23 protein-coding genes and 1 riboswitch are annotated in these 23,361 nt (G+C 58.2%); of the genes, 13 read left to right on the forward strand and 10 right to left on the reverse strand.

Annotated features, from left to right (window positions below; translation table 11 throughout):
* Positions 1-25: 25 nt before the first annotated feature.
* Positions 26-250, reverse strand: coding sequence for a hypothetical protein (locus tag ABIB60_RS20175; RefSeq protein WP_354582179.1), 225 nt, complete (start codon positions 248-250; stop codon positions 26-28).
* Positions 251-555: 305 nt separating this feature from the next.
* Positions 556-652: riboswitch (TPP riboswitch) on the forward strand.
* Positions 653-712: 60 nt separating this feature from the next.
* On the opposite strand from ABIB60_RS20175, the gene ABIB60_RS20180 reads away from it, so the two are divergent.
* The 6 genes from ABIB60_RS20180 to ABIB60_RS20205 all read left to right on the forward strand — a co-directional run bounded on the left by ABIB60_RS20180 (position 713) and on the right by ABIB60_RS20205 (position 7,724).
* On the forward strand, positions 713-3,190 hold the full coding sequence (locus ABIB60_RS20180) for a TonB-dependent receptor (protein ID WP_354582180.1): 2,478 nt from the start codon (positions 713-715) through the stop codon (positions 3,188-3,190).
* Positions 3,191-3,561: 371 nt separating this feature from the next.
* Positions 3,562-4,794, forward strand: a complete 1,233-nt coding sequence (locus tag ABIB60_RS20185; protein WP_354582181.1) for an acyl-CoA dehydrogenase family protein — start codon at positions 3,562-3,564, stop codon at positions 4,792-4,794.
* Positions 4,795-4,849: 55 nt separating this feature from the next.
* Positions 4,850-5,377, forward strand: coding sequence for a YfbM family protein (locus ABIB60_RS20190; protein WP_354582182.1), 528 nt, complete (start codon positions 4,850-4,852; stop codon positions 5,375-5,377).
* Between the two features lie 58 nt (positions 5,378-5,435).
* Positions 5,436-6,161, forward strand: coding sequence for a hypothetical protein (locus tag ABIB60_RS20195; protein ID WP_354582183.1), 726 nt, complete (start codon positions 5,436-5,438; stop codon positions 6,159-6,161).
* A gap of 2 nt (positions 6,162-6,163) precedes the next feature.
* On the forward strand, positions 6,164-6,763 hold the full coding sequence (locus tag ABIB60_RS20200) for an acyl carrier protein (protein ID WP_354582184.1): 600 nt from the start codon (positions 6,164-6,166) through the stop codon (positions 6,761-6,763).
* 307 nt (positions 6,764-7,070) lie between these two features.
* Positions 7,071-7,724, forward strand: coding sequence for a hypothetical protein (locus tag ABIB60_RS20205; protein WP_354582185.1), 654 nt, complete (start codon positions 7,071-7,073; stop codon positions 7,722-7,724).
* A gap of 26 nt (positions 7,725-7,750) precedes the next feature.
* Here ABIB60_RS20205 and ABIB60_RS20210 read toward each other — a convergent pair whose 3' ends face one another.
* A complete protein-coding gene (locus tag ABIB60_RS20210; RefSeq protein WP_354582186.1) occupies positions 7,751-8,212 on the reverse strand; it encodes a DUF4268 domain-containing protein in 462 nt (153 codons plus the stop codon).
* A 118-nt stretch (positions 8,213-8,330) separates the two neighbouring features.
* Here ABIB60_RS20210 and ABIB60_RS20215 point away from each other — a divergent pair, with 118 nt between their 5' ends.
* Complete coding sequence (locus ABIB60_RS20215; RefSeq protein WP_354582187.1) at positions 8,331-8,663, forward strand: HIRAN domain-containing protein; 333 nt, start codon at positions 8,331-8,333, stop codon at positions 8,661-8,663.
* 174 nt (positions 8,664-8,837) lie between these two features.
* Here ABIB60_RS20215 and ABIB60_RS20220 read toward each other — a convergent pair whose 3' ends face one another.
* Positions 8,838-9,803 (reverse strand): hypothetical protein, encoded by a 966-nt coding sequence (locus ABIB60_RS20220; protein WP_354582188.1) that lies wholly within the window; start codon positions 9,801-9,803, stop codon positions 8,838-8,840.
* A gap of 180 nt (positions 9,804-9,983) precedes the next feature.
* Here ABIB60_RS20220 and ruvB point away from each other — a divergent pair, with 180 nt between their 5' ends.
* Together ruvB and queG are read left to right on the forward strand one after the other, a co-directional pair.
* The gene (gene ruvB, locus ABIB60_RS20225) at positions 9,984-11,030 is read left to right on the forward strand and encodes a Holliday junction branch migration DNA helicase RuvB (RefSeq protein WP_315996768.1); all 1,047 of its coding nucleotides are present in this window, start codon (positions 9,984-9,986) and stop codon (positions 11,028-11,030) included.
* Positions 11,031-11,155: 125 nt separating this feature from the next.
* Positions 11,156-12,139 carry a tRNA epoxyqueuosine(34) reductase QueG gene (queG, locus tag ABIB60_RS20230; RefSeq protein ID WP_354582189.1) on the forward strand — a complete coding sequence of 328 codons (984 nt, stop codon included), beginning with the start codon at positions 11,156-11,158 and terminating at the stop codon, positions 12,137-12,139.
* An 82-nt stretch (positions 12,140-12,221) separates the two neighbouring features.
* Here the strand turns inward: queG and ABIB60_RS20235 are convergent, their stop codons facing one another.
* The 5 genes from ABIB60_RS20235 to ABIB60_RS20255 all read right to left on the reverse strand — a co-directional run bounded on the left by ABIB60_RS20235 (position 12,222) and on the right by ABIB60_RS20255 (position 16,331).
* Complete coding sequence (locus ABIB60_RS20235; RefSeq protein ID WP_354582190.1) at positions 12,222-12,416, reverse strand: hypothetical protein; 195 nt, start codon at positions 12,414-12,416, stop codon at positions 12,222-12,224.
* 273 nt (positions 12,417-12,689) lie between these two features.
* The gene (locus ABIB60_RS20240) at positions 12,690-13,607 is read right to left on the reverse strand and encodes a ferritin-like domain-containing protein (RefSeq protein ID WP_354582191.1); all 918 of its coding nucleotides are present in this window, start codon (positions 13,605-13,607) and stop codon (positions 12,690-12,692) included.
* 21 nt (positions 13,608-13,628) lie between these two features.
* Entirely contained in the window at positions 13,629-14,330 is a 702-nt protein-coding gene (locus ABIB60_RS20245; protein ID WP_354582192.1) for a ferritin-like domain-containing protein, read from the reverse strand.
* Between the two features lie 188 nt (positions 14,331-14,518).
* Positions 14,519-15,535, reverse strand: a complete 1,017-nt coding sequence (locus ABIB60_RS20250) for a ferritin-like domain-containing protein (RefSeq protein WP_354582193.1) — start codon at positions 15,533-15,535, stop codon at positions 14,519-14,521.
* A 43-nt stretch (positions 15,536-15,578) separates the two neighbouring features.
* The gene (locus tag ABIB60_RS20255) at positions 15,579-16,331 is read right to left on the reverse strand and encodes a ferritin-like domain-containing protein (protein ID WP_354582194.1); all 753 of its coding nucleotides are present in this window, start codon (positions 16,329-16,331) and stop codon (positions 15,579-15,581) included.
* A gap of 282 nt (positions 16,332-16,613) precedes the next feature.
* Here ABIB60_RS20255 and ABIB60_RS20260 point away from each other — a divergent pair, with 282 nt between their 5' ends.
* Both ABIB60_RS20260 and aroC read left to right on the forward strand, forming a co-directional pair.
* On the forward strand, positions 16,614-18,083 hold the full coding sequence (locus ABIB60_RS20260; RefSeq protein ID WP_354582195.1) for a BatD family protein: 1,470 nt from the start codon (positions 16,614-16,616) through the stop codon (positions 18,081-18,083).
* Between the two features lie 143 nt (positions 18,084-18,226).
* Positions 18,227-19,303: a chorismate synthase gene (gene aroC / locus ABIB60_RS20265; RefSeq protein WP_354582196.1), complete on the forward strand. Its 1,077-nt coding sequence runs from the start codon at positions 18,227-18,229 to the stop codon at positions 19,301-19,303.
* Positions 19,304-19,349: 46 nt separating this feature from the next.
* Here aroC and ABIB60_RS20270 read toward each other — a convergent pair whose 3' ends face one another.
* Together ABIB60_RS20270 and ABIB60_RS20275 are read right to left on the reverse strand one after the other, a co-directional pair.
* Positions 19,350-20,699 carry an HTTM domain-containing protein gene (locus ABIB60_RS20270; RefSeq protein WP_354582197.1) on the reverse strand — a complete coding sequence of 450 codons (1,350 nt, stop codon included), beginning with the start codon at positions 20,697-20,699 and terminating at the stop codon, positions 19,350-19,352.
* A 33-nt stretch (positions 20,700-20,732) separates the two neighbouring features.
* Positions 20,733-22,097 (reverse strand): sodium:proton antiporter, encoded by a 1,365-nt coding sequence (locus tag ABIB60_RS20275; RefSeq protein ID WP_354582198.1) that lies wholly within the window; start codon positions 22,095-22,097, stop codon positions 20,733-20,735.
* Positions 22,098-22,269: 172 nt separating this feature from the next.
* Here ABIB60_RS20275 and ABIB60_RS20280 point away from each other — a divergent pair, with 172 nt between their 5' ends.
* Both ABIB60_RS20280 and ABIB60_RS20285 read left to right on the forward strand, forming a co-directional pair.
* Complete coding sequence (locus ABIB60_RS20280) at positions 22,270-22,902, forward strand: NifU family protein (RefSeq protein WP_244697269.1); 633 nt, start codon at positions 22,270-22,272, stop codon at positions 22,900-22,902.
* 217 nt (positions 22,903-23,119) lie between these two features.
* A partial coding sequence (locus tag ABIB60_RS20285; protein ID WP_354582199.1) for a helix-turn-helix domain-containing protein occupies positions 23,120-23,361 on the forward strand: 242 nt, incomplete at its 3' end.

Consider the following 23,361-nt stretch of genomic DNA (forward strand, 5'->3'; position numbering starts at 1 on the left):
ACTTCTTTCTTCTCGGTTCTACACCTCAAACCTCCACCCGGGGGCGGTTGTAATCCGGCTCCCAGTCGTTGATGGGGCGGGAGATGCCAGGTGGCAGGTCGAAGTCGGGTAGGCCATCATCCAACGGTTCGCCGCCCTCATCGTCGTTGCCGGGGGCGGGCGGTTGGCGCATACGGCGGCGGGGCAACACCAGCAGCAACCCCAGGAACACCAACGCAACAAGCAGGTAAAGTAGGCTAGAGAAGGGCATGGCGAGGTGAACTAAGGTGTAACAAACCGGAAATTCGAAGGAGCCTTGCAGACAGAAACGGCGGTGTGGGGCGGGTTGTTTTTACGGAAGCCCACTTTCCTCCCGTTCTGGCCGGTGAATAGCTAATTTACTTGATTGTCAGGAAATAAAGTAGCTATGCCGGGCGGCATTGTGCGGCGGCTGGGTAGCTTTCTTTGCCAACTACTTCCCGCCCCTAAAACCCGAGCTAAGGCCAGAGAAACGGGCCTGCCGGGCCAATTATGAGGTAGCAACAGCGCAAAACCGAAACTCCCGTGTACCTTTGAGTCATAGTTTAGGGGTGCCTGCTCTGCCAGGCTGAGATCATACCCATTGAACCTGCCCGGGTAATGCCGGCGAAGGGAACAAACGATCCGCGAGCGAAAAACCTGTGGTGCCGACCCCTGGCACCGGGTCCGTTCCATCTTTTCCATTTTTTCACCAGTGAAAAGTTTTCTGATTACCGGAGTGGCCCTACTGGCCGTATCCGGAGTGGCATGGGCGCAAGGCTCCGTGTCGGGTTCGGTGCTGGATGCCCGCACCGGTAGCGCCCTGCCCGGGGCCACCATTCTGCTGGACGGCACGGCCGTAGCCGCCGCCCCCGATGGTTCGTTTACCCTGCCCGCCGTGGCGGCCGGCGTGCATGAGCTACGCATCACCTTTGTGGGCTACGAACCCCTGGTGCAGCGCCTGGAAGGCCAAAGCGGCCCCCGGCAGCTTCGCCTCAGCCTGCAGCCCGGCAGCGTGCTCACCGGCGAGGCCCTGGTAACGGCTAGCCGCGCCAATGAGCGTACGGCCACGGCCTATACCAACCTGAGCAAAGAGGACCTGCAGAAGCGCAACTTCGGCCAGGATATTCCCTACCTGCTCGACCAGACGCCTTCCGTGGTGGTAAATTCGGATGCCGGCAATGGCGTAGGCTACACCAACCTGCGGGTGCGGGGCACGGGCATTGAAGGCATCAACGTGACGGTGAATGGCGTACCGCTGAACGATGCCGAAAGCCACGGTGCCTTCTTCGTGAACCTGCCCGATCTGGCTTCCAGCACCAGCAGCCTGCAGGTGCAGCGCGGAGTGGGCACCAGCCAGAACGGCAGCGCCGCCTTTGGGGCCAGCCTCAACCTGAGCACTCTGGAAAGCCGGCAGCAGGCTTACGCCGAAAGCCAGAACACCTACGGCTCCTTCAACACCTGGAAAAACAACGTGCAGTTTGGCACCGGCCTCATCAACGGCCGGTTTACCGTGGATGGCCGCCTCTCGCGCATCAGCTCCGACGGCTACATGGTGCGGGGCGCTTCCGACCTGAAGTCCTACTACCTGGCCGCCGGGTATCAGCAGAAGAACACCCTGCTCAAGTTTATTACCTTCTCGGGGCGGGAGAAAACCTATCAGGCCTGGAACGGGGTGCCCGAGCCAGCTCTCACCCGCAACGCCGCCGGCCTGCAGCAATACGTGGATAACTACGAGCTGAGCCCGGAGGATGCTGAACGGGCCCTGCGCGAAGGCCGCCGCTACGCCTATTACACCTACGACAACCAGACCGACAACTACCAGCAGAACCACTACCAGCTCCACCTTACCCAAGGTTTGGGCCGCAACTGGAACGTGGCCGCCGCCGCCCACCTCACCCGGGGCTTCGGCTACTACGAGAGCCTGCGCCTGGACCGTAAGCTGGCCGACTACAATCTGCCCGACGTGGTGCTGGGCACCGCCCCCAACACCACCACCATCAAGCGCACCGATTTGGTAGACCGCAAGTGGCTGGATAACTATTTCTTCGGGGGGATTTTTGCCCTTAACTACCAGCCCGCCGAGGGCAAGGTGCAGGCCACGCTGGGCGGAGGCTGGAACCGCTTCCTCAACGACCATTACGGTGAGGTTATCTGGGCCCGCTACGCCTCCACAGGCAATATCCGCCACCGTTCCTACTTCAACGACGCCACCAAAACCGACTACAACGCCTACGCCCGCGCCATCTGGCAAGCCCTGGAAAAGCTGAGCGTGTACGCCGACGTGCAGGTGCGCCGCATCAACTACGAGCTGGACGGCATTGAGGACAAGCAGGTGCCCGTAGCGGCCAAGGCCGACTACACCTTTTTTAACCCCAAAGCCGGCCTGACCTGGCAGCTGGCCCCCACCCAAACGCTGTACGCCAGCTACGCCGTGGCCCACCGGGAGCCCGTGCGCTCTGACTTCACCGACCGGCCCCTGAACGATGCCGGCCCCAAGGCTGAGCAGCTGCACGACCTGGAAGGAGGTTACCGCCTCAACCGCACCGTGAACAACCAAGTTCTGCGGGCCGAAATCAACGGGTTCTACATGCGCTACCGCAACCAGCTGGTGAATACCGGCCAACTCAACGACGTGGGTACGGCGCTGCGCACCAATGCTCCGCGCAGCTACCGGGCCGGCGTAGAGGTGAGCGGCTCCTACGCGCCACTGGCCTGGCTCAGCATCAGCAGCAACCTTACCCTGAGTCGCAACCGCATTCTGGACTACCGCGCCGTTACCTACGACAAGGACTACAACCCCCTAACTGCTGCCGAGGGCCGCACCACCACCATTTCCTACTCGCCTTCGGTGGTTTCGGCACACACGGTGGAAGTAATGCCGGTGAAAGGCCTGCGGGCGGCGCTGCTCTACAAAACCGTTGGCCGCCAGTACCTCGATAACACCGAGTCGGCCAACAAGGCCATTGCCGCTTACCAGGTACTTGATTTGCGCCTGCGCTATACAGTGCAGCCTTCCTTTATGCGGGAATTAGAGCTGGGCCTACTAGTGAATAATCTGCTTAACCGGGAATATGTGGCCAACGGCTATACCTACGGTTACCCAGATGCCAGCGGCCAGCCGCTCACCTTTAATTACTACTACCCCCAGGCCACTCGTAATTTCCTGGCCTCAGTGGGCGTGAAGTTCTAAGACTGTTTACTGGTTGGCAAGCTCAGAATGACGTTCTGGTGAAGTTTAGCTCGGAGTTGGTCAAAATTCTGAACGACTTCATTCTCAGGATTTTTTGCGAATAGATTAGCGAAACACTATTTTTCGGCATACGCTTTGCCAAGAAGCGGCAGTGAATTTCCCGACCAGGAATCTGCCTTCTGGTCGTATTGTGGGCGTAGCGCGGCGCTGGCCGGCTTCAGGCATTCCCGAGCCACCCGCCTCGTCCTCCAAAACCCTGACTGGTTCCGGTACCGGTCAGGGTTTTTTCGGGCCGGAACCGGGGAATAAGCTGCCCGGTTGTGCGTAGTGAAATTCCTATCTTTGGCCCTCATCCCACCCACAACTTCACTATGTCTTCGCAAGCTGACGTTCTTTCCACCAAGGCCCAGGTGCAGCGCAACAAAGGCTCCCTGAACGCCGCCGGCTTTACTGATTACTACGACATCGACGACCTGCTGACCGAGGAGCACAAGCTCATCCGCCAGAGCATCCGCGACTTCGTCAAAAAGGAAATTTCGCCCAACGTGGAGAAATGGGCCCAGGATGCCTACTTCCCCTCCGATATCGTGCGCAAGTTCGGCGACGTGGGCGCGTTCGGGCCCACCATCCCCACGGAGTACGGCGGCGGCGGCCTCGACTACATCAGCTACGGCCTGATTATGCAGGAAATTGAGCGCGGCGACTCCGGCATGCGCTCCACGGCCTCGGTGCAAGGCTCTTTGGTGATGTTCCCCATTTATCAGTACGGCTCGGAGGAGCAGCGCCGCAAATACCTGCCTAAGCTGGCTTCCGGCGAGTGGCTGGGCTGCTTCGGTCTCACCGAGCCCGACCACGGCTCCAACCCCGGCGGCATGATGACCACCATCAAAGACCAGGGCGACTATTACCTGCTGAACGGGGCGAAGCTCTGGATCAGTAACTCGCCCCAGAGCCAGGTAGCCGTAGTGTGGGCCAAGGACGACAACGGCCGCATCCGCGGGGTGATTGTGGAGCAGGGCATGGAAGGCTTCACCGCCCCCGAAATCCACAACAAGTGGAGCCTGCGCGCCAGCATCACCGGCGAGCTGGTGTTCGACAACGTGAAGGTGCCCAAGGAAAACATTCTGCCCAACATCGACGGCCTCAAAGGCCCGCTCAGCTGCCTCGATTCGGCCCGCTACGGCATTGCCTGGGGTGCCCTGGGCGCGGCCATCGACTGCTACGAATCGGCCCTGAAGTACTCGTTGCAGCGGGAACAGTTCGGTAAGCCAATTGCCGGCTTCCAGCTCCAGCAGAAGAAGCTGGCCGAAATGATTACCGAAATTACCAAGGCCCAGCTGATGGTGTGGCGCCTGGGCATGCTCAAAAACGAAGGCAAAGCCACTAGCGCCCAGATTTCGATGGCCAAGCGTAACTCCGTAGAAATTGCCCTGCACGTGGCCCGCGAAGCCCGCCAGATCCACGGCGGCATGGGCATCACGGGCGAGTATCCCATCATGCGCCACATGATGAACCTGGAGTCGGTAGTGACCTACGAAGGCACCCACGACATCCACCTGCTCATCACTGGGGCCGATATTACGGGTATCCAGGCGTTCAAGTAAGCCACCGCCCGCGTATCTTCAAACGGCCGTTCTGCTGGGCAGAGCGGCCGTTTTTGTGCATAGATACATCCATGCTTATTCTGTGAATATGGGAATGAGAATGACAATCAGGAAGATCAGAAAGGCAGATTTGCGCGAGTTACTAATCAACCCCGATGGCATCTTCGATTTTATTGATAATGATGTTCCGCAGGGCCAAGAGCTGGATTTAGATAAAGCATGGCATGGGCTGCATTTCATGCTGACGGGCACTGCTTGGGATGGAGACGAGCCGCTGGCATATTTGCTGACAGGTGGCCATGATATTGGTAATGAAGAGGAGCATGATGTAGGCTATGGTCCTGCACGCGGACTAACTGCTCCCGAGGTCAAGCAGTTTGCAAATGACCTGAACGATATAACCCTAGAGACATTTGCGAGCCGATACGTAGGCTCTAGGATGGATGAACTGGAGCTCTATCCGAGAGGGTGGGGGCAAGAACTTGAAGAGATGCGAAACTGGTTGGTCAACGAGTTCAATAAATTACAGTCGTTTGCAAACAGTGCTGCAGCTGAAAATGCCTGTTTGGTTATATACTTATAATTTACTAGAGCTTCTGCTAAACAATTAATAATCAATTTAGAAACTGCAGGAATACGCTATGCAACCTAATACCCGCTGTTTTCTGAGCGCCGCTTTGCTGCTGGCAACAGTATTTGTTGCCGTATATCTGCGGGTGGCATATCCGCCCGACCTGAAGCCGGTGGTGGTGCGACAGTGGGCCACTACGCGCCCGTTGGTGCCAGATAGTGTGCTGTACGACTTCGTACGGCAGGTAGTAGCGCAGTCAGACCCTGAGCCGCCCCGCCCGTTTTCCAAGCATAAGGCCGCTTTCTGGATAAGCCGCGTGCTATTTGAGCATGCACCAGTCATGTTGAATGCGCCACATGGGGGAGGTAGATTCTTCCAGTACCGTTATGGCGAAGAATCGGCTCCGATACTTGAGCAGTTGTATGCGGAGCAGATCCTTTCAGCAGCGGATACGGCGTTTATGCGCCAGCAAATCGCACGCTCTGCTGATTTTCGGCTAGAGTCTCGTTTCCTGCCTGACTGCAAAATTATTCCGGTCGAGCTACTGAGGCGGCACATGAAGCGACCTGGTATGCCAGACGCTGATTTTTTTACCGCAATGGACCATCTGAAGCGTGAGTACCGAACTCAGCATGTTTCTTTTCTGAGCGCGCCGCTGTTTTCATGTGATGGCCGATGTGCAGTCACGACCGTTACGTTGAATCTTGGTACTTTCTGCGGCGTTGGGAACAGATTAACGCTAGTTATGCAGCGGAAGCAGGGGCAATGGCTCCCTCTACAAAGCATTACCAATTAACTATGGGCCTCGATATCGTTGAACTAGTAGTGGCATTCGAGCAGCATTTCCAGGTAGCTATTCCCAACCGGACTGCCGAAACACTATATACCGTAGCCGCTGCCGCCGCTGCCCTAACGGCGCTAAAAGGCTTGTCGGCTGATCCGACGCATACTGCTGCCTATTACCAGATGCTCACCCAACTGCTGGCCTGCCTTCCCCCGGCAACTACCAAAGCCACGCCCCTGACAAAGCTGGAACTGTTAGGGGCCAGCCCAACTAGGGCTGCGGCGCTGGCGGCCTGCCTGCAACTACGAATGCCTGATTTACCGCAGCCCCCGTTGTCACCTCGCCTGCCCAACTGGTGGCAACGCCTGTTTGGAAATACCGCGCCCGAAACAGCACCCTCGCCACCTCCACTTTCGCCCAACTGGGCGCAGACTACCGTTTTTGATTTAGCGGAGTGGCTGCTAGCCCAGAATTACGCTCAGTTGTTGCCGCGACCCAGGACGCTGTACGAAGTGCAGCGCGCCGTAATTGGCATCACGAGTGACCGAAGTGGAGTATCGGTTCCAGAAATTCAGCTGACGGACAGCTTTACAAATGATTTAGGTATGGACTGAGGTGTACAGTGCAAAAAAGCCCCAAAGCATACGCTTCGGAGCTTTTCTAAGCAGAGAAAAAATAAGGCTACTTCTTCTCCAAATAATAAATCGTCTGGCTGAAGACGGTGGTTCCGCTGCCGCTGATATCACTTGGAGCTACGCTGATTAGCCGCCAGCCCTCTGCGTAGTAGCGGTTCACAGTTGCCATGGCCGCTGTTCAAACAGGTTCTTATTCTATACCGACAATTCATGTTGCTTCCTTGATACTGTCCCTCCTTTCAGGCCTGTCAGCAATGATGCGTAGCTATAGCACACAGTAGAAACCATGAAAAAATACGTTGCCTTTTCGGTGTTCTTCTTCTACTACCAAACCAGTTATGGCCAACAGATTTCAGTCACGCACAAGTACGAACTGGCTGGAAGTATTCTGCATGAACTGGAGCCGCAGGCCCTTTCTTCGGTGAAAAAAGGTGCCAATGGCCACTACTATTGGCGAGTCACACCTACCGATACCCCAGCCGTGCGGCTACTTCTGCTGGATCATGCATATGCCGAAGCCGTACCGTTCCTTGAGAAGGCAACTGTTGGTACAGAGGAGTACAGCGCTTTGCTGCGCCACTTCTCTGCTGCCGATATTGATTACATGAAACAGCAGATGGCTGACGCTCAGAATTTCAGGTTCGATCCAGCTATGATCAGACAACCTTGGGTGCAGATACTTTCCCGGGACACGTTGCAGGCCATCAGCAGCCGGCTGCAACGGCAGCTAGGTTGGCAAGCCGAATATCGATTCAATGACACGCTGCTATATCACTATGGCAGCTACCGGATATATGCAATTGGAGAAATGCTTTTTGCAAAAAGCCGGAAAAGTGCTTTAGTAGCTGTGAGTTACGGGGATGGCTGGGACTTGTGCGTCTACCGCAAATCGGGCACTATCTGGCGGCGGCAAGCCGTGCTATACTCAGTAGTGCAATGAAGCGTGAATTTGTCTACCCAATAGGCTTACCGCAGCTCGTCAAATGCATACTGGCCAGTGCTCCAGAACTCATCCAGGGCCATGATGCGGGGCTTGAAGAACGAAATCAGCGCGGGCCACTGCTCCCGGTCAAATAGGTTGGCGGGGCGCAGTTCCTGGTAAATGCGGCTCAGGGGCTGCCCGTTGGCATCTATGGCCTCCGCTTCCCAGGTCCAGGCTTCGCCGGTGGCCTCTTCCAACAGCAGGCGCACTTCTTTAAACTGCTCGAAGAACAGCTCCCGCAGGCCGGCATCGGGGTGGGTTAGCTCAATGCTGATGGTGGCGTGGCGGTTATCGGCCTGCATGCGAAAATACACGTGTTTGAGGCCGGTTTTATAGTTGATCCAGTTGGCGGGCAACCCTTCGGCGGAAGGAACAGGCTGCATATATTGCCCAAACGTAGTCCAGAAAGCCTGGCGGAGTTGGGTGACTTCAGTTTTACTGTACATGGTAAGGCAAACATACTAGATGCGCGGGCCAGACCCCACTTCCAACAAACACTCTGGGTTACCTAGGCGTAAACCCGCGCCAACGTGTAATTTACGGTCCTAATCTAACTTTCTGCTTATGCCCGCATCCGCTGCTCCGCTCGTTTTGCTTGAATGCCTCATTGCCGGCACCACCCACCGGGAAGGGCTGCGTGCCCACGAACCGCACCTGCAACCCGAGCAGCCGCTGACTCTGCAGCGGGAGCCCGACAGCTCCTACGACGACTGGGCCGTGCGCGTGTACACCACCGGCCCCGATGCCTTCTGGCTCGGTTACCTGCCCGAAGGTCATAATGAAACCGTGGCCCGCATGCTTGATGCCGGCTACCCTATTTCGGCCCGCCTCACCCACAAAGCCTGGGAAGAGGAGTGGCTGCACCTGGAAATTGAAGTACTGCTGGCGCGGGTATAAGGGTGAAATTGTGAAAGGTGAAGTTGTGAAAAGCTGTCATTGCGAGCGGAGCGAAGTAATCCTTCTTATTCAATGAGGTAAGCCCTGAAGAATTGAAAGGCTTTTACTTCGGCGTAAGGCCTTTTGAATAGGTTAGCTTTTCACCACTTCACCTTTCACAATTTCACCACTTCCTCACCCCAGCGTATCGGCTAGCTCCCGAATTTCCTGGCGGGCCTGCTGAATTTCAGGGGCGTCGGGGAAGGTATGTTGCACCCAGTGCGTGAACCCGCTCACCATTTCGCCCACGGCCTGGCGGTTGCTTACCGGCGCAGCTTCCGTGGCCGTTATTTCCTCCTCTGATAGCACCGGAAACGCGTCTTCCAGCCCAATGCGGCTCATCACATCCGACACGAATACCATCCCGCACACCTGCATGCCCTGGTAGAGCTGCACCAGCTCGGGCATGGTTAGGGTGAGCTGCTCCTGCGCCCGCACCCGGCCCAGGTGCTCAATAAGGGGCTCCAAGGCGGCCGGCTGTAAATTGGGTAGCAGAGCCACGGCCCGCAGAAATGGGTGGTCGGTGGTATTGGGCAGGCTGTGTACCAGCAGCAGGGCCAGGCGCAGCATCTGAAGCTGAGGCTCGGCCAGGCGCAAGTTGGCCGCAGGCAGGGCAGGGGCGGGCTGCGTGGCTAGCATCTGGGCAAATTCCTCTTCCACTACCAAGCGGTGCAGGCTCAGGGAAGCGGAGCCTGCCGGAGCCGGTACGTGCTCTTCCAGCGTGACGAGGAACGCGCCGCTCAGCTCCAGGCAGTAGGTTTTGAGCTTTGCCAACTGCGGCGGCTCAATGCGCATTTGCTGCTGCACGTAGGCCAGCACCGGCGCTGCCAGGGACGTTTCCAGCGTGAGGCGGCCCAGCAGCAGCAAATGGTACAGCGCCAGCGGCTCCGCGGCCAACTGGCCCAACAGGTCCGCCTGGGTCTGAATCTGGTTTAGCGCCTGCACTTTCCCGGTACTCAGCTGCGCTAGGTCTGCTACTTGTTGGGCCTCGGGGCGGCTGAGTAATTCGGCTGCGGCCATGCCATGCAGACTCAGGCAGTGGGCCAGCTGCTCGTAGAAATCGGGGGGTAGGGCATCAAGCCAGGAAATGGATGCAGGCATAGGGGCGCGGCGGATGAGGCTGCAAGTTACACGCTGCCGCCAACCTGCGCGGCGCCGTTTACAACTTATTTGCTAACGCCATTAGTTAAATAGCCTGCGTGTAATATTTTTTGCTAAAAAAGGCACCAAGCCCAGACCGGAAGTGTTACCTTTCGACACATCGACTTACTTTTTACGCTTATGCGCGAACCGTATATGACCGGAGGCAATGACCACATGGACGCCTCTGAAAAGGACATTGATAAAGCCCTACGGCCGCTTTCTTTTGATGATTTCACCGGCCAGGGCAAGGTGGTAGAAAACCTGAAGGTATTCGTAGCCGCCGCTAAGCACCGTGGCGAAGCCCTCGACCACGTGCTGCTGCACGGCCCTCCCGGTCTGGGCAAGACCACCCTCTCCCATATCATTGCCAACGAGCTGGAATCAGGCATCAAAATGACCAGCGGCCCGGTACTCGACAAGCCCTCCGACCTGGCCGGCCTGCTCACCAACCTGGAGCCCAACGACGTCCTGTTCATCGACGAGATACACCGCCTCAACCCGGTGGTGGAGGAATACCTGTACTCGGCCATGGAGGACTACCGAATCGACATCATGCTCGATTCGGGCCCGAATGCGCGCTCCGTGCAGATTTCCTTGTCGCCGTTCACGCTCATTGGGGCTACCACCCGCTCGGGCATGCTCACGGCCCCGTTGCGGGCCCGCTTCGGCATCAGCTCCCGCCTGGAGTACTACGATTCCAAGCTCCTGACCAGCATTGTGCTGCGCTCGGCCGAAATCCTAGGCACACCGATTTACGAGGATGCAGCCTTTGAAATTGCCCGCCGCTCGCGCGGTACCCCGCGTATTGCCAACAACCTGCTGCGCCGTACCCGTGACTTCGCCCAGATCAAAGGCACCGGCACCATCACCCGCGAAATTGCCGAGTTTGCCCTCAATGCCCTCGACGTAGATCAGAATGGCCTCGACGAGATGGATATCCGCATCCTGAGCACCATCATCGACAAGTTTAAAGGCGGGCCCGTGGGCCTGAGCACCATTGCCACCGCCTGCGGCGACGAGGCCGAAACCATTGAGGAAGTGTATGAGCCCTTTCTCATCCAGGAAGGCTTCATCAAGCGCACCAGCCGCGGCCGTGAAGCTACTGAACTGGCTTACCAGCACCTCGGCCGCCCCATGCCCCAGCACCTGCGCGGCAACACGGCCACGGGCGAGTTGTTTAGCTAACGCTTTCACTGTCATCCTGAGCATAGCGAAGGACCTCATTACGTTTGAACTATGCTGTTCAACGCTGATGAGGTCCTTTGCTGTGCTTAGGATGACGTATTTTTGTAGTTCACCACCTTACTGCCATGCTGCCCACCGCCCATTATACTGCTTTCATCAAACGCCGGGCGGCGGAGCTGGGGTTTATGTACTGCGGTATCAGCCAAGCGGGCTTTCTGGAGGAGGAAGCACCACGGCTGGAAAACTGGCTGAATCACAACATGAACGGGCAGATGGCCTACATGGCCAACCACTTCGACAAGCGCCTCGACCCGCGCCTGCTGGTGGATGGGGCCAGGTCCGTTATTTCCCTGCTGCTGAACTACTACCCGCCCGAAGACCAGCAGCAGCCCGAGGATACGCTCAAGGTGAGTAAGTACGCCTACGGCCGCGACTATCACTTCGTCATCAAGGACAAGCTCAAAACACTGCTTCAGGATATGCAGCAGGAAATAGGGGAGGTGGGCGGCCGGTGCTTTGTCGATTCAGCGCCGGTGATGGATAAGGCCTGGGCTCAGAAGAGCGGCTTGGGCTGGATGGGCAAGAACACCAACCTTATCCGGCCCGGCACCGGCAGCTTCTTCTTCATTGCCGAGCTGATTGTGGACGTAGAGCTGGACTATGACGGCCCCATTAAAGACTACTGCGGCACCTGCACCAAGTGCGTGGACGCCTGCCCAACCCAGGCCATTACTGAGCCCTACGTGGTGGATGGCAGCAAGTGCATCAGCTACTTCACCATCGAGTTGAAAGACCAGATTCCGCGGGAAGTGAATGGGCAGTTCGGCAACTGGATTTTCGGTTGCGACATTTGCCAGGATGTGTGTCCTTGGAATCGTTTCTCGAAGCCTCATCAGGAGCCACAGTTTACGGCCCACCCGGCCCTGAAAGACCTCACGCGTGGTGACTGGCGGGAAATCACCCACGAGCTATTTTCGGGATTGTTCCGGCAATCGGCGGTGAAGCGCACAGGCTATGCGGGGCTGCAGCGCAACATTCGATTTGTACTGGGCGAAGAAGCCCCGACTACTTTGCCCGACCACTCGGCCCCGGAAACGCCGCGCATGTAAAGTACCCAAAAACGCCGGAGCCGGGCGCTGGCCTGCGGTAAAGCAAGCGGCGCCCGGCTCCGGCGTGGGGAAAGCGGAAAGGTTACGCGCTGACAGCCTGGCGAAACACGCGGTTCAGCACCCGGCGGTACAGTTTGGAGAACTGCTGATAGCACCAAGCTTTCAATTCAGACAGCTCAACTGGCACGAGGTTGCGAAGGGCTTTGCGCAATTCTTTTTCGAAAAGAATTCGGTCAAAGCTCACTTTGAGCAGAATGGTTTTAGCGTACTCGAGCATGGGTATTGAGGTTAGCTGGTAGTGGGGTAAACAGAGCGGGGGAGGGTAAGCAGGGAGTTGTACGGAGCAGAGAAAAAAAGGCTAACAAGTGTTAGATTATCTTGAGAGCTTTGCTGAAATATACAAACTGTTGTCCTGTAAATACAAGTTGGAGTATATAATGTTTGCTATAAAACGCACTTTGCCCCTGGTATTGGCCTATTGCTTAGAGCCGTTACCGGGGGCAAAATTGAGAATCCAGTGTGAGTGAGGTATGACCCCGCCGTTACCAAATCAATACGTGAACAGCTGTAATACGCTTTCGGCAGCTTGCGCTTCCAAGGGTTCATCGAAGGCTTCGGCCACCTTGGCTAGAATTGCTGCTGCGCTGAGCGCGGGCGTGCCCACGTTGATGGGCAAAGTAGAGTCAAACGGTACTTTGGTGACGGTGGTATTAGAAGTAATGTACTGCAAGGTGTTGGCCTCACCGCTGTACACACTGTCGGCGGTAGTGCCGGTGGTGGTAATTGCCGTATCGGAGGGGCTAACCCAGCTTTTAACCACTGCGCCCCGCTGCCGCCGGAGCGTGCGGATGTGGGCGGCGTGCCGGGCCTCGGTGGAGTGCATGCGAATGGCCGCTTCCAGCAGCGCGTTATCCGACTGCAAAGCCGTTACCTGGCCTTTGTAGGCGCGCACACCAGCATCTTCCAGCAGTTGGGCTACTTTCAGAAAGGTGTCCAGGTTGGTATACACATCAGGGTACAGGGCTGCTTGACTACCGTTTTTGCTGCCCGAAAAATCGTAGCGGGGAGCAGCATCAAGCGTGCCGCCAGAGTTGGTAATCAACGTAGTAAGCAACGTGCTGTGCTGACTCTGATGCGTCTGGATGGTTTGAATGGCGGTCTGAACAGCGGTGCTACCAAAAAAAACGGTTGGGTTGGCCGGCCCGCCCGCTGTTAGCCCCAATGCCCGCGAGTAAAATGCATTCTGCAGGTTTTCAAGCTTCAGCGCCAGTTTTAGGGCATCAAGGCGGGTGAGTGTTTGAGTGGTGCCAGCCTCGGCGGGGGTTACGAGAGTGGTAAACAGAGCTGGCAACAAAGCCGTGCCTGCTTGGCTCAGCCGCGAAAGGGCCAGGCGGCGAGGGGCCAGCACTTCAGCCGTATTGGTGGTATCGAGGGTGGCCAAGCGGGCCAGTGCATCAAGAAAATCCATAGAAAGCAACAGGCTGAAAACTTAGGAAAGGGCGGATAGACGGGATACGTCCAAGGTGGCCGGCAAATAGGGGGTTAGCAGAGTGGCTACCTCAGCAGGCGTTTTTGCTGTATCCAGACCAGTGGTGCCTACTATATCAGCCGCCGCGAAGGAGCCCGGCTGGGCCTGCTCCCGCACAAAGGCCGCGTGTCGGGCCTCTACGGAAGCCAGCTTGCCAAGCGCCACTAGGTAATTTGCATTGGAGAGCAGCTTGGCGGCTCCGTTGTAGGCGCCCACACCAATATCCTCCAGGGTACGGGCCGCCGCATACACTCCGGCCCGGCTGGTAAGCGTGAACGAGGAGAAGTTGAACACCAGTGCCCCAGGGGCTGCGCTGTCATAGATGTTGTTGCCCAAGGCAAACTTGAGGTACTCACGGTGGATTACCTCATGGTCGCGCAGGTCAATAAAGGCAGCTTTATCCTCGGCCGTAAAATCAGTAGGAAATGCATCGACTACCTTCTGGTAAAAAGCAGCTTCCAATTGCTCCAGCAAGTAAGCCAGGTTAAGTACCCCGTTGTCGTCGCCGGGCAGGCTTACAACCGTGGTGGTGCTGGTTGGCGTGGGGGTGTCGTCGGAGCCGCAACCAGTTAGCACCAGGACCGAGGTAGCAGCAGTGGCACCTGCTACCCGAAGGAAAGAGCGGCGGGCAAGCAGCTGCGCCGGAGAAGAAGGAGTGTGCATAAGAAAAGGTTGGGCGATACCAGAGCGAAAAACAGTCGGTTCCAACTCAACAAAGATAGCCTGTTATGATGGGATGGTCTAGCAGGAAGATAATCAGGGAGCGGACAGCGTTGCATGGGCTGCCAAACAAAACAAGGATGGCCGGTGGGGCCATCCTTGTAGATGTAAGTACCAAAAAGAGGCTACGCTTAGAACAGCGTGCTACCCGTGATGGTGAACGTACGAGCAATGGTAGAAACCGTTGGCACATCCAGGGGCTCGTCGAAGGCCTCGGAGAAGGCGGCGGCTGGGAAATTCAGCGAAGCCAGAGCCGTCTGCAGGTTTACACCAGGGGCTGCACCAGTAGCACCCTGCGTCACGTTGTCCTCAGCGGGGAACGTAATGCCGGCAGGGGTATAAGCTGGGGCCGAGCCTGCAGCATAAATAGGAGCCGTTTGGGCAGGCGAAGCACCACCGCCATCCTGGCCGGAAATCCAGCTCTTGGGCGAAGCACCGGTACCAGCACCAGCCGTAGCCGAAGCGTTGTTGTTGGCCGGGCCACCGCGGCGCATGGTGCGCAGGCGGGAAGCGTGGCGGGCCTCAACCGAGTGAATGTTCAGGGCTGCTGTCAGCACATCCTTATTGGAAGCCAAGTAGGGAGCACCGCCTTTGTAAGCCCGTACGCCGGTATCTTCCAGCGACTGAGCTACGGCCAGAAACAGCGCAGCATTGGTGAACACGCCCGCAAACGGACCGGCGTTGCTGCCTTTACCGCCAGTGAAGTCAAACTGCGAAACAGCCGGTGCAGCAATGGCGTTGTTGCCGAGGGCTGCGCGCAAAAACTTCACGTGGTTGTTCTCATCGGTACGGATTTTCAGCAGCGACGACAGGTTAGTAGCGCTAAGCTGAGTCCGCAGTGCGGTCTGAGTGGCCGTGGTCGTGTTGTTGTCGATTGTGCCGTCGCCCGACAGGCCCAGGTTGTAGAAGTAAGCTTCCAGATATTCCAGCTTCAGAGCGAAGTTCAGAACATCGTTTACGCTGGGTGCGCTCGAAGATTGTCCGTATGCTTTATTGAAGATGGCGCCCATTGCCAATGGCAAAGCTGCGGCCGTCATTTTTTTGCCGAAGCCGGTCAGGTGTTTGAATACCTGGCGGCGCGAATCGAAACGTTCGAAGACTTCTGGGTCGGTCTTTTCGATTTCGGAGAGGATTTGGAAGAAATTCATAACTGAGTGCGAATTTTAGATGGAAGTAGGAAGGGCAACCAGACTACACGAGGCCGGAAACATTCAGCTTAGAGCCGTCCTTCAGATACGTGTTGGCCACGGTAGCTACCTCCGTTGGCGTCTTGGAAATCTCCAGCCCGTTGGTGGCGATGGTCACAACATCGGAATCGACGAAGGAACCTTCCGACAGCAAGTCGCGGATGATAGCGGCGTGACGGGCTTCCACCGAAACAATTTTACCGGCGGCTACCAAGTAGTTCAGGCCAGCGTTGTCGGTGCCCAAGAAACGGGCAGCACCATTGTAAGCTGCTACTCCCAGGTCTTCGAATGCTTTGGCTGCACCCAGCACGCTAGCGCGGTTGGTGAAGTTGATGGAGGAGAAATCAGGCTCCAGCGGTTTAATAATAGACGAGGCAGCATCACGGGTCAGCGCTGCTTTAAAGAATTCGCGGTGAATTACTTCGTGGTAGTACAGGTCGTCCAGGATTTGCTTTTCTGCACTGCCGGAAGCCAGGCCAGTATAGTAAGTGCCGGTGCGCAGCTGGGTGTAGAAAGCAGCTTCCAGTTGCTCCAGAGCATAGGCATAGTTTAGTACGCCAACGCTGCCCGAACCCACGTTCACCATGCCGGGCATGTTGTCGGTGTTGTTGTCATCGTCGTCGCAGCCAGCCAGCAGCAGTGCTGTGGCACCGGCCGTAGCGCCCGCGTACATAAAGAAGGAGCGCCGCTTGATGGGCGTGTACAGTGGCTTGGCGAATTCCGCTTCGTCGCTGCCGAGGAGTTTGTTATCGGACATGATGAGTACTGGTTGGGTGAAAAAATAGGGCAATAAGAAGCCACCCGCCGCACGGCGGTTTTTGTGAGAAACCCAGAATTTCTGGGCTACCGGAAGGGGTAGGTGGTTATGTGAGCAAATACGCCGGCTCAACCATCACGGATTTAGGAAAGCCATAATCTTATACCGGTAATTCGGTAACTGGTTGTTCAGCAGGCTGAAGCCAGTTGAGCCTCAGCCTGCACAGCGCACTCAGCGGCTACTTTTTGGTAGCTTTGATTTCTACCCTGCTGTTGCTTGCCCATGCGTCTGTTTCTGGTTTTTTCTCTGTTGCTCCGGTTGATGTTGGTGCCGGAGGTGCAGGCGCAACAGACCACTGCCCCTAGCGCCACGCTGAAAACGAGTACTGCCGCTTTTCCCATCAACGAGTATTTCACTATCAGTTTTACCCTGCGAGGCGCACCGCTGGAGCGGTACTCTGCTTTTCCGGACGTGGAGGGTTTTAAGAAAAGCGGAAAGTCGAGCACGACGACCACGCGCATTGTGGAGGGAAAAACATTTTCGGAACTGACCATTACCCAGCGGTACGCAGCCTATGCCGAGGGCACCTATGTGGTAAAGCCCTTTACCATGAAAATCAACGGGCTCACGGTAGAATCGGGGGGCGTGACGCTTAAAGTAGGGCCCCAGCCGCAAGCCGTGCCACCCCCGGCCGCCGCCCCCTTGCAGGGTATTGGACTGCTGGATCAGCTGTTTGGCAAGCCCAAGCCCCAGGAGTATGTGGAGCCCCAGGATCAGGCATTTCTGGCCTTGGTGCCGGATAAACAGCGCGTGTTTGTGGGCGCTGGGGTGCATGTGGGACTGTATTTTTACCTCACACCCCAAGACCAAGCGGTACTGAACTTCCACAACTTTGCTGGACAGCTGCCAGGTATTATTCGGCAGCTGCGCCAGCGGAGCGTTTGGGAAGAGGGGTTTGATGAGCAGGAAGTGCTGCCCGAAAACGTGGTTGTAGGCGGCAAACCCTTTCTGCGCTACCGTCTGTGGGAAGCAGAACTGTACCCGCTGAACACGCAGCCGCTGAATTTTCCAGCGGTAGAGTTGCAGATGCTGAAGTATCGGGTGGCCAAGAAGCCGGAAGCGGGTTTGGATAATCGTATGGAAGGCTACAAAACCTACCGCTCGGCGGCGGTCACCGTGGCCGTGCTGCCCCTGCCGCCTCATCCCCTGCGCGACCAGGTGCCGGTGGGTAACTACGAGTTGACGGAAGCCATTGACCGCACTACTTTCCGGACGGGCCAGGCCTTTACTTACACCTTCGCCGTGGAGGGAGAAGGTAATTTGGCCGCCGTGCAGTTGGTTGCACCACCCCCGGGCCCCGCGGCGGAAGTATACGGCCCGGAGGTACAACAGAGTCTCACGCGCGAAAACGGCCGGGTGGGGGGGCGTAAAAGCTTCCGGTTTCGGGTGGTGGCGCGGCGGCCGGGTCCTCTGGCACTGGATACGCTGTTTCAGATGGTGTATTTCAACCCGGTGCAGGCCCGCTACGACACGCTGCGTGCTGGTTTGAGCCCCGTAGTACGCGGTGAGCAGCAGGTGCTTACGCAGTTGCGGGCTCAGCCCGATGACCCTTTCTACCGCGACGCGCTGAGTGAGGCCGAGGCCACGGCCCAGCCCCGAAACCTGTACCATGACGTGCGCCGCTACGCCAATTTGGTGGTGGCAGTGCTGCTGGTAATAGCCGGAACAGGGTGGTGGAAGGCCCGGCGCTGAAGTGGTAGGCAGGGAGGAAAATTGTGAAAAAGGTAGTTTCCTGTCCAACTTGCGGCTATAAGCGCAGGTTGAGTTGCTATACTACCTGCACAGCTTCCTGCATTATTAGCCCCGCTGTTTCACTGTAGCACCCTCTTTTCCATATGAATACCTTCGGCCAGCTCTTTCGCATTACCACCTTTGGAGAATCGCACGGGCCGGGGATTGGCGTGATAGTAGACGGCTGCCCGGCGGGACTGCCCGTAAGCCAGGAGCAGATTCAGGCTGCCCTGGACCGCCGCCGGCCGGGGCAGAGCGAGCTGACCACGCCCCGCTCGGAGGCCGACCAGGTAGAAATTCAATCGGGCATCTTCCGGGGTGAAACCACTGGCACGCCCATCAGTCTGTACATCCGCAACCAGGACCAGCACAGCCACGACTACTCGCACATTGAGCACGCCTACCGCCCCTCTCACGCCGATTATACTTACGACCAGAAGTATGGCCGCCGCGACTTTCGGGGCGGGGGCCGCAGCTCGGCCCGCGAAACGGCGGCTCGGGTAGCGGCCGGGGCCGTGGCTCAGCAACTCCTGTTGCGGGAAGGGGTGCGAGCCAGCAGCTACGTGTCGCAGGTAGGAGCAGTGCAGGTGCCCGTAGGCTATGAGCAGCTGGACCTAAGCCTGATTGATTCCAACCTAGTGCGCTGCCCCCACCCCGAAACTGCCGAGCAAATGGCCAACCTGATTCGGCAGGTGCGTGACCGGCACGATACGGTGGGCGGCCTGGTAACGGGGGTGGTACGGGGCGTGCCCGCCGGATTGGGAGAACCGGTTTTTGATAAACTGCACTCCGAGTTAGGGCGGGCTATGCTGAGTATCAACGCCGTAAAGGGTTTCGAGTACGGTTCTGGCTTCAGCGGAGTCCTGCTGTTCGGCTCCGAGCACAATGACGAGTTTTACACCGATACCAACGGGCAGGTACGCACCCGTACCAACCACTCGGGCGGAATTCAGGGTGGCATCAGCAATGGGCAGGATATCTACTTTCGGGTGGCTTTCAAGCCGGTAGCTACCATTCTGCAGCCCCAGGCCACCATCAACGACCAAGGCGAGGCCATCAGCCTGGCCGGGCGGGGCCGCCACGACCCCTGCGTGCTGCCCCGGGCCGTACCCATCGTGGACGCCATGACCAACCTGGTGCTAGCCGATATGCTACTCCGAGCCCGCAGTAGCCGGGTGTAATTCTGGCTGGAGCCTGATATGCCCGCTGCAGAAAGAATCTGCGTGACTAGGGCCGGGGCAGTATCCAGGGAGCATGACCGAGCCCACGCTGAACCGAAAGCAGATTCAGCGTGGGGCTCACCAGCGGCTGAGCGGGCAAACCGTTCAGGCTCACCCGTGATTCGCAGTAGATGGCGGTGGGCTGCTGGCCGCGCTGCCGGTATTCCTGGGCCAGCAGGTGCGCAAATTGCAGCAGCAGGTCGGGGCTGTCGGTGAGCTTATTTATTTGGTTGCGCGTGAGATAGGCATCGGGCCACACCATTTCTTCCCGACCACCGGGCAGGCGCACCCGAAAAATAGCCGTCCCCGATTTAGTGCGCAGCATAAGGTGCCAGCTAAAGCGGTGGCCTTCCTCCGTCCAGTGCGTGTCGGCGGGGTAAAGAAAGTGACGAAGCGGAATCAGTAGTTGTACCGCGGCAAACAAGCCCAAGCCGGCTACTACCCAGCGCCAGCGCAATGGCCGATGCTGGGACTCTGCTGCAAAAGAGGGTGGTTCGGGCAATGGCACCCGCGCCCGAAACCAGCGGCCCAGAAACCCCGGTAGCCGGCGCGGAAAATCGGGCGCGAAAAACAGGCTGGTCAGCAGCAGGGCCATCCACGGAAAGGTGCCTAGTCCAAACACCACCACGTTGGTGAGATGGAAGAGGGCGGCGGCGGCAAAAGCCCAGGGGCGGGTGGGGCGCCACAGCAGCAAAGGGACCACCAGCGCATCCAACACAATGCCCCCGTAGCTCAAAGCCCAGGCCGCGGCCGGCGCTGCCAGCACCGGGCCAATTACCGGATAATGAGCTTTGGCGGCCAGCCACACGGTAAGCGGGCGAGCCGCCAGCCAGTCGGGGTTGAGCTTGGCCAGGGCCGCAAACCCGTACACTAGGCCAATCTGAAATAGTAGCAGCAGGCGCGTCCAGGCGGGTATAGTGCCAATAGGGGCCACGCGGCCGGCCCGCACATCGGCCGAGGCGGCGTGGTGGCCCGGCATTATTGCCAGCACGGCTGCTACCAGCGCATACAGGTAAAAGTGGTTGATATACTCGGTTTCCTCCAGCAGTAGCAGGGCCACGTAACCCGCACCCAAAAGGGCGGCCATCAGGCGGTAGTGCCAGCCCGCGGCCACGGCCAGCCCCGCCACTACCACCAGCGCATACACAGCATACACGCCGGCCGGTGGCGGATGGGGCAACCATTCCCAGCCCAGATAGCGAAAATGAAACCGGGGCTCGGTGTAGTTGTGTACCCGGCCCAGCACAATAGCGCCCCCGTGCTCCAGGGCCAGCAGCCACCCCGCCCCAATCCGGAACGCCACTAACCAGGCAACATCAATGGGGCGAAATAGGGCAGAAGTAAACCGGTGGAGCATAGACGCAATGTACGCGCCCGCCCGGCTGCCGGATTAGCTCCACAGTAGCCAGCCGCTCACGATGCCCAGCACGGGCAGCAGATAGGGCAGCGCGTAACGACCGATGTAGGCGAAAAAGCCGGGCATCGGTACCCCTTCCTTCTCGGCAATGGCGCGCACCAGAAAATTGGGGCCGTTGCCAATGTAAGTAAGCGCCCCAAACAGCACGGCCCCGCTGGAAATGGCCCGCAGCAGCGGCATGGTGGCCGCTGCCTCCGCAAACTGCTGCACCTGCGTGGCGTTGGCAAAATCAAGCTGCTGCCCGGCCAGGCTCAGCCCCAGAAAGGACGCGTACGTGGGTGCATTATCCAGAAACCCCGATAGAATGCCCGTTAGCCAGTACAGCGTTGCGGGGGTAAGGCGGCTGGCCACGGCTGGCTCGGCTGCCACGTGGGCCGCTAGCTGCAGGGCCGGCATCATGGTGAGGAAAATGCCGAAAAACAGCAGCGCCACTTCCCGCATTGGGGCCAGGTTGAAATGATTGGCCGCTAAAGCCTTGGGGTGGGCCGTGCGGTAGCAGCCCCAGGCCGCCAGTAGCTGCACTGCTTCGCGCACAAACGAAATTTTGAGGCCCGCTACCGGCAAGTAGGGCAGCCAGGGCAAATGGCTGGGGTTCAAGAATACCGCGCCCAACACCAGCAGCAGCCAAAACAAATGATAGCGCCCGTTGAAATCGAACAGAGGCAGGCCCTTTGCTGAGCGGGCCCGGCGCTGCTCACTGCGCGAGAGGCGCGCCGGGTACGGGGTGCGCCGGTCTTTCAGCCAGAATAGCAGCAGCAGCAACCCGTTGGAGAGCAACCAGGGAACCAGCAGGTGCTCGGTGGTCCAGAAAAACGGCACGCCCCGCAGGAAGCCAATGAACAGGGGCGGGTCGCCGAGGGGTGTGAGCAACCCGCCCGCATTGCTCACAATAAAGATGAAAAACACAATGTGGTAGGACCGGATGCGCTGGTCGTTGAGCCGAATAAAAGGGCGGATGAGCAGCAGGGAGGCGCCGGTAGTGCCCACCACGGAAGCCAGTACGGCTCCAGCCGTCAGCAGCAGCACATTGCGCCCCGGCGTACCCGCCACGTTCAGGTTGAAATACAGCGTACTACCCACCACGAACAACGCCGTAAGCAGCACCACGAAGGAAAAGTACTCGGCCAGGGTTTCGGTGGTAGTGTGCCAGTCGTGGCGGATGAAACCGTAGTAGCCCAGCATCAGCAGGCCCAGGCCCACGGCTACGTGCCCGTACCAATGCTCCCAGAGCTTGGGAAACAGCAGCGGGCCGCTAGCAATCAGGGCCAACAAGCCAAAGAAAGGCAGGAGCAGCGGCCACGCCGGCGGCGCACTAATTAGGAGCAGGGTAGTTAACATAGGCAGGCGCAAAGATACACCTACCCATTTCCGCGGTGGCGGCACTTCCGGTCGTGTAGGCTTGTTCTGCTATTCAACTACCTTTGCAACTATTGCCGCCCCGCGCGGTTTACCACGGCAGGCTGCGCGTTGCGGCCTGGTTTCCCTTCGCTTGTCTCCAAGTCTTTCAAACATGGCTGAACAACTCACTGCCCCCGCTGCGCCGGTTTCTATCTACGCCGAAGCCAGCCCCAACCCCGAATCCATGAAATTCGTGCTCAACACCCAGCTGCTGGCTGACGGGGTGAGCGTGGATTATCCCAACCTGGAAGCCGCCGCCAACTCGCCGCTGGCCCAGGAGCTATTCAACTTCGATTACGTGGGCCGCGTGTTCATTGCCCAGAACTTCGTTACCATCACCAAAACCACCGAGCACCAGTGGGCTCAGCTCATTCCCGAGTTGCGCACCTTCCTGAAGTCGTACGTGGAAGCTGGCGGGCCCATCTTCACCGTTGACCCCGCTGCCGAGCAGCGCGCCGCCCAGCAGGCGGCTGCCACCGGCGACGCCTCGGAGGCTGACCAGCAAACAAGCCAGAAAATCATCGACCTGCTTGATAACTACGTGCGCCCCGCCGTGGAGCAGGATGGCGGTAACATTACCTTCAAAAGCTACCACGAAGGCATTGTAACCGTGAACCTGCAAGGCTCCTGCTCCGGCTGCCCTTCGGCCACGGTTACCCTGAAGTCCGGCATCGAAAACCTGCTCAAGCGCATGGTACCCGAGGTGAAAGAGGTAGTAGCCGAAGGCGTAACCGCCAGCTTCTAAGCCCAGATTTCGTAGCCGGCATAGCTACAGAAAAGCCCCGCCAAGTGGTGGGGCTTTTTCGTGTCTGGTAGTGGCCGCGTATTGTGTTCATTCAAAAGGAAAAAAGCAGCGGGGTTGCGAGGAAGCAGTGGAACAAAAAAGCCCGACCAGATAGGTCGGGCTTTTTTTAGGAAGGTGTCCCGTCCGGGTATGTGTTGACACTTTCCCCAGAAATGTCATGCAAAACCCGAAAGAGCCGCGTGTGCGGCGTAGTCAGCGCGACTACAGTTTGCCCTTTAAGTTGGCCGTGGTGGGCGAAGTCGGCCGCGGCGAACTGAGCTACAAGCAGGCGCAGCGGCGCTATGGTATCCAGGGCCGCAGCACTGTGTTGAGCTGGTGCCGGCGCTATGCCAGCCATTTCGTAACTTCTCAGCAGGCTGGCGCTACCTTCCCCAGCCTTGCCCGCCCCGTGGAACGGAG

Origin of the sequence: Hymenobacter sp. UYP22, assembly GCF_040547285.1 — a bacterium.
Classification (GTDB): Bacteria; Bacteroidota; Bacteroidia; order Cytophagales; family Hymenobacteraceae; genus Hymenobacter.